The organism is Afipia birgiae 34632 (genome assembly GCF_000308295.2).
Classification (GTDB): Bacteria; Pseudomonadota; Alphaproteobacteria; order Rhizobiales; family Xanthobacteraceae; genus Afipia; species Afipia birgiae.
Genome location: NZ_HG326654.1, coordinates 903,496 through 909,749, shown reverse-complemented (window position 1 = coordinate 909,749; position 6,254 = coordinate 903,496). Strand labels below are relative to the sequence as shown.

Here is a 6,254-nt window from a genome sequence, read left to right as displayed (position 1 = left end):
AGCGACTACTTCAGGGGACACACCCAGAGGGTTCTTTACTTGATCGTACGAGTATATTTCTTCCACCAGATCGAATGCAATTTTGAAAAGTCCATCATAAGTAAAACGTTCATTCGTGGACATGACATTCAATCCACGAATTACGCCGCCAGCGATCAATTGATGAAACAAAGCGATTACATCTTGCTCTCGCGTGGGCGTTGAGGTGATTGACACTCGTTCGGTGGGAGCAAAGAAGTGAGGGTTCGTAAGCACAAGGGGTTTTTCCGCCTCATGATTGAGCATGTCCTTTTTCCAGTCGCTAATTTGCATTTCTCGAACAAGGTCCGGTGCAACACCAGTATTGGCTTTCAGTTGTGGTTTGAACTTTGAGAGATGTATTTCAGTGATCGAACGAGAAATGCTCTTGGCAAAATCGGTTAGCTCACGATGAAAACCCTTGCGGCCTAAGTCGGGTGTGTAATCCTCAAAATGCATCAAGAAATGCACTTGATTTTGCCGGCCGATATTGCGGTTGAGTGGGACCTGAATGGTTTCGCCTTGAGGCATATTATTTGCCGCCAACTGGATTCCGCTCGTTAAAACGCGGTAACTTGGTCGCAACTTCAACGACTCGTTAAATTGTTGCCAGAGTCGAGCGGTATATCCGAATTCGACACTTACGGTTGGAGTGTGGCGATCCAATATTTCTATCTCTTCTGCATCAAGAGAGGCTGCGAGTAGATTTTTAAGTTCGGCCGCTGTCCAGGTTTCGTAGATGAAATCCAGGCTGCTATATCTGTCGGGAAGTTTACCGCCCGTGCCGAATTTATTGAATGCTGCTTCGGCTGCCTTCGCGAGTTCTCTGAATGTAGCTTTTTTTCCGGCGCTATCGTGCAACCAGAAGTATTTGGTTCCTTGGGCTGAAGTAGCGGTCTCAACACCATTGTGATGAACTTTTATCGTTATCTCAACGGCGTCATTCGGAACTATGGATCCGATGCCAGTCTTGATCGATAAGATTTTAAGCCAGACTTGTGCATTCTCCGCTTGGATCCAGTTGAGCTTCTTTGGATGCGTTCGATCATCGAACCTTACTGTGATCGAGACACCTCGATCATTGCTATCAAAAGTGGTGTCCACTAAGGGCGAAGGGTCCGGTTCTATTTTCGGGTTGCTGCCGGCGGCATGCCCCTTTAGCCAATCTCGTGCATTTGAGATGCGGCCAGATGCTTCAAAGCCTGGAGCTTTGGTTGATATCCTCATGTAGTTGAAGCCGTATGCCACGTAGGTTGCACCTACGCCTTTGTGGCCTCTGGTGTTTCCTGATTTGAATGAGAAATTTGGAGCAAGAAACTGTTCAAATTTTTCTTCATCTAAGCCAATGCCGTTGTCTGTTACGGTCAACGTGTTGTCATCGAGGTCGATGCGTACGACGATGCTAGGCTTGTATTTTTTCTCTGTCCCGGCCGCCTTCTCGTGTTCAACTCTGGCTTCAACGGCGTCCAAGGCGTTTTGTATGAGTTCGCAAAACGGATCGTACCACCCAACATATGAGCTAAGGATATTCTCAATTTCTCGCTTTATGGCCGCGAGGGCGGCGTCCGTAACTTTGGTGCTTTTGAATTCCAGAGGATCAAACGGTTTAAAAGTCATTTTCATTCCCGACTAAAACTTGCGCAGCATAACTATAAGGCAGCCCACAGCCTAAGTCGTGCATGGGATGCGATGCTTCTGTCGCCGCGGCTCCGCACACATTGCCTGTTGACAAAGTCGATATTTAGGCTTATATTCCTATTCATCCCGCCTCACTTGAGGGGCGTGTCCTAGGACGCTTCGATGCGCGGGGCGGGATGCGGCGCCTGCGCGCGCGAGAAGGGACGTCCTTCTCCGCTCCCGGGAGGCCTCGGGTCATCGTCCGGGCTCACTACGGAGCTCTGCCGTTCGCGGCTGGACGGTGGACAGGATGAAGGCAGGCGAAAGCCCGCCGGATCAGGATTCGTCCGTCCTGTCCCGGAAGTACGATCCCGAGGACAGAAATCGCCGCGGCGGAGCGTCGAAAGGCGTTTCGCGGACCGGCCTCTCGTGGCGACACGACGCCGGCCGCGCACTCAACTACCAAGGCGCGTCTTTCGGCGCTCCTCCATCCCTCTCTTGTTGAGAGGCGGCCCACGGGTTGACGACATCGCTGGACGGACATCCGCGTTTTTTACGCGGGGAAGCGCCCTCCCATGCGCGCATGGTCCGCAAAAGCGGACAGCGGTTTTGCGATCAGACCACGCACAAAAGAGCGTCGCGCGTTTGCAGCATGAAGGAGAGAGGCATGATCGAAACGGCGAAGGGAAACGATGAGGACAGCGGCGCGTGGCCGCAACTCACCGACGAGGACCGCGACTATTTTCTGTCGGAAGAAGGCATCATCGATGTGATGCGCGCGCTTTCGGACGAGTGCGGCAACTTTCGCCGCTGTCCGGTGAAGCGATGCCGCCGCGCGCGGCGCTGTCAGGGTCCGGACATGATCTGTCAACTCAAGGAGCCGAGCCGCACCGCGCCGCGCGGCGATGTCGCGGCCGTCAACGCGCGCATGCGGCAGATCGTGCTGCGGCGGCTGGAGCAATGGGGCATCTGGTGAGCGCGTGCGTCGCTTTTGAGGCCGCTGCCAATTGCGGTCCGCGCCATCTTGACGCAACTTGCGCCGCAATCCTGCGCTCCTATGTAGGGGAGCTTGCAGTGGGCATGATCCCGAAAAGTGGGAACCGGTTTTCGGACAAGATCATGCCCAAACCAACCAAACGGGTAAGGCTTTTGCCACCATGACGAGCGCCAGGATGACCGACGATATCTTTATCGACCGTACCGCGAAGCCCCGCACCGGCGGCGGCAAGCGGCCGCCGATCATCGATCAGGACGGCAACGAAGTGCATCCCGGCGGGTTCGGCGGCGGCCGCTTCGGCGCGTCGGGTTTCGAGTTTCAGGGCGCGGATTTCCAGAATATCTCCGGCGCGCTCGGCGGGATTTCGTTCGGCCCGCTCACGCGCGAGCAGCGCTTCGCGCGCATCGATGCGCTGTCGAAACTGCTGGACGTTGCCTTCGTGGTGCCGGGCACCAAGATCCGCTACGGCATCGACGGCCTGATCGGCCTCGTGCCGATCGTCGGCGATATTCTCACCACGGCGATCTCGCTGTGGATCGTGCGCGAGGCCCGCGCGCTCGGCGCGCCGAAGTATCTGGTGGCGCGGATGCTGGGCAATGTCGCGCTGGACGGCGTGGTGGGCCTGGTGCCGTTCGCCGGCGACGCCTTCGACGTCATGTTCCGCGCCAACATGCGCAACATGCGTATCCTCAAGCGCTGGATGGACAAGCAGCCACGAGGCGCATGATCCCGAAAAGTGGGAACCGGTTTTCGGATCAGATCATGCGCGTAAAAGTAAGCCTCGGTGCGCTGATGTCGTCGCGTTGGTGCGATTGGGCGTTAAGAGCGCGCTGCGCGATCAGCCCGTCGCGGTCTGCTTCTCTTCCTCGGGTGCTGCCACCGGCTCCGGCCGGTTGCGCTCGAGCGGAAACGCTTCGCTTTCATACAGCGTGCGGATGCCGCTCTGGTCGAAGCGGGCCTCGTCCACCTGGAGGTAGGCGCCGTTCAGGCTGTCGGCGGGAAGCTGTTCGATCGCGAACTGCACGGCCTCGGCTGCGGTCGGGAACCGGCGGTACGCAAAGCCGGCGCGCTTTTTCTTGCGGATCGCCGCAGGAAAGAGTTCGGCTTCGGTGTTGTAATTGAACGCAGCCATGATCTCGGCCTTCTCGATTTGGGATTCGGTGGAAACGACGTCCAGAGTACGGTCTCCCGGGGAGACCGCTCGACACGCGTTATTCATTCCAGAACAGACTCTAATATAGGCCTTTTTTCGCCAATTGCGACCTGTCATACGCCCTATGATGAATGGCATGACGCAATCGCATGCGGGCCGAATAACCGCTTGTATTTCAATGCTCTAGCAGGCATGCGAAGCCGTGCGACAAAACCCGCCGGTTCGCATGGCGACTGCTCGGTTTTGCGGGGGCGGATTTTGCCGGATTTTAGCCGGCGAACGCATGATCACGACCGCCGTCAGAACGGTGCGGCGGAGGCGTTACTGGATGGCTTCCGTCAAGATTTCGTCCGTAATCGACACCACCTTGAGCGGCGTGATGTACGGCTTGATGTGGGTGGCGGGGTCGGCGGCGAGTTCGATCTTGCGCACCGGCGCCTGCTCCGGCACGCCGCTGATGCCGCGGCGGATGCCGTACTGCCAGACCTGAAGCACGCCGGCGCTGCGCAGCGCCTTTTCCACCGCATCGGGAGTCTGGCCCCGCATTTGCGTGAGTTCAGCCTTGGTGAGGCCGATCACGATTTCATGTTGCGGCGAGACGACCTTGAACAGGGTCACTCTGCCGACGGCGAAGGCGGGGTGGGACACCACGGCGTCGACGAGAAGGCCTGCAAGGCCGAGAGCCAGCACGGTCTGGCGCGATCTGGTGGACATCACGAATTCCTTGGCGGGAAAGTTGTCTGGAAGCGTTCTTGCCGGACGTTTGTTGTCGTTCGTATGCGAACGAGAAGCGACAGATAGGGGCCGCGCGGCCTTTGGCAAGCCGCGCGGATTCAAATTTTTCTGGAACAAAGCCGGGTTTATTCGGGCAAATGTTTCAATGCTGCGGAATTGATGCAGTAACGCAATCCTGTCGGCCCTGGCCCGTCGGGGAAGACGTGGCCGAGGTGGCCCTGGCACTTCGCGCACAGCACTTCGGTGCGGACCATGCCGTGGGACACGTCGCGCTCTTCGGTGACGCTGCCCTCGGCGGCGGGGGCGGAGAACGCCGGCCAGCCGCATCCGGAATCGAACTTGTCGTCCGATGTGAACAGCGACTGTCCGCATCCGGCGCAGACATAGGTGCCCGGATCGAACGAGTGGTCATACTCGCCGGTGAACGGCCGCTCCGTCGCCTTCTCGCGCAGCACGGCGTACTGCATCGGCGTCAGTTCCTTGCGCCACTCGCTGTCGGACTTCTGGACAGTGCCGGAGCCGGTCTTGGTCTTGATGTCCGTCACTCGCTAGCTCCTTTCGTTATTCTTGTTCGTGTGTTTCACGTCAAAGCGGCGAACCGCCGGGTCCGCCGCTTGGGTGCAATTCGTCAACGCCGCGTGTTTCAGTTGTTCGCCTTGGCCTCGCGCACCAGCGCGGGCTTCTCGCGATAGCTCTCGGCGAAGATCTTCTTCAGGTTCTCGATCTTCGGCAAATCGTTGAACACAATATAGGGCTGGTTGGGGTGCAGCGTCAGGTAGTCCTGATGATAATCTTCCGCCGCATAGAAGCCCTGCAACGGTTCGAGCGTGGTCGCGATCGCCTTCTTGTAGGCCTTCGCGCCGTTCAGCTGCGCGATGTAGTCCTGCACCAGTTTGCGCTCGGCCGGGTCGGAGGTGAATATCGTGGAGCGATACTGCGTACCGGTGTCCGGGCCCTGGCGGTTGAGCTGGGTCGGATCGTGCACCACCGAAAAATAAATCTGCAGCAGCTTGCCCAGTGTCACCTGCTTCGGATCGTAGGTGATCTGCACCGCTTCGGCGTGGCCGGTGGTGCCGCGCCCGATCGCCTCGTAATTCGCGGTCGAGGCTTTGCCGCCCGCATAGCCCGACACGGCGTTGGTGACGCCCCTGGTGTGCTGGTAGACGCCTTGCACGCCCCAGAAGCAGCCGCCCGCGAGCACGAATGTCTTCAGACCCTCGGCCGGGGCGATGTCCGCGACCGGCGGCGGAATGATGAAGGCTTCCTCGGCGGCGCGCGACGGCGAAGCGAACCAGCCAAGCGCCAGCACGCTGGCGGCGGAGAGGGCGAGAGCGGTGCGGCGGAACCGGGTGCGATCCATGTGATCCTCTTCGATAGCTGTCGGGCGTTTCGCGCCTGTGCCGTAGATACGCGGATAAGACCCCGCCGTTACGGCAAAATTCCACACAAAAACGTGAGCATGAACCGTCAGAGCCGCTGCGTGTTACCCTTTCGCATGCGCCGGGTGACAACCGGCCGCAACGGGGATGATGGACGCAGCTTCCTTTGCCGGTTTCTGGCTGCGGCACCAACGCATCGGTACGCGTTTTGTCTAACCCGTTCCCGGCGTGTGCGCTTCTCATCCGATTCGGTTTTCAAACAGCCACTTTCCTTTTCCCTCCCCCTTGTGGGGAGGGTGGCGCGTTGTGAGCGCAGCGAACAACGGCCGGGTGGGGGATTGATAGCGCGTCGCGT

At 58.6% G+C, this 6,254-nt stretch carries 7 protein-coding genes; 2 read left to right on the top strand and 5 right to left on the bottom strand.

The window, feature by feature from the left end:
• On the bottom strand, positions 1 to 1,635 hold a 1,635-nt coding region (locus BN32_RS22985), incomplete at its 3' end, for an ATP-binding protein (RefSeq protein ID WP_040427505.1).
• A gap of 667 nt (positions 1,636 to 2,302) precedes the next feature.
• Between BN32_RS22985 and BN32_RS22980 the strand changes: the two genes are divergently transcribed.
• Both BN32_RS22980 and BN32_RS22975 read left to right on the top strand, forming a co-directional pair.
• Positions 2,303 to 2,611, top strand: a complete 309-nt coding sequence (locus BN32_RS22980) for a hypothetical protein (RefSeq protein WP_040427503.1) — start codon at positions 2,303 to 2,305, stop codon at positions 2,609 to 2,611.
• Positions 2,612 to 2,807: 196 nt separating this feature from the next.
• The gene (locus BN32_RS22975; RefSeq protein ID WP_019195653.1) at positions 2,808 to 3,359 is read left to right on the top strand and encodes a DUF4112 domain-containing protein; all 552 of its coding nucleotides are present in this window, start codon (positions 2,808 to 2,810) and stop codon (positions 3,357 to 3,359) included.
• Positions 3,360 to 3,470: 111 nt separating this feature from the next.
• On the opposite strand, the gene BN32_RS22970 is transcribed toward BN32_RS22975, so the two are convergent.
• From BN32_RS22970 to msrA, 4 genes are all read right to left on the bottom strand, one after another.
• Complete coding sequence (locus tag BN32_RS22970) at positions 3,471 to 3,764, bottom strand: hypothetical protein (RefSeq protein WP_019195654.1); 294 nt, start codon at positions 3,762 to 3,764, stop codon at positions 3,471 to 3,473.
• 342 nt (positions 3,765 to 4,106) lie between these two features.
• A complete protein-coding gene (locus tag BN32_RS22965; protein WP_040427501.1) occupies positions 4,107 to 4,499 on the bottom strand; it encodes a hypothetical protein in 393 nt (130 codons plus the stop codon).
• Between the two features lie 146 nt (positions 4,500 to 4,645).
• The gene (msrB, locus tag BN32_RS22960) at positions 4,646 to 5,065 is read right to left on the bottom strand and encodes a peptide-methionine (R)-S-oxide reductase MsrB (RefSeq protein WP_019195656.1); all 420 of its coding nucleotides are present in this window, start codon (positions 5,063 to 5,065) and stop codon (positions 4,646 to 4,648) included.
• Between the two features lie 98 nt (positions 5,066 to 5,163).
• Positions 5,164 to 5,880 (bottom strand): peptide-methionine (S)-S-oxide reductase MsrA, encoded by a 717-nt coding sequence (gene msrA / locus BN32_RS22955; RefSeq protein WP_019195657.1) that lies wholly within the window; start codon positions 5,878 to 5,880, stop codon positions 5,164 to 5,166.
• Between the last annotated feature and the right edge of the window lie 374 nt (positions 5,881 to 6,254).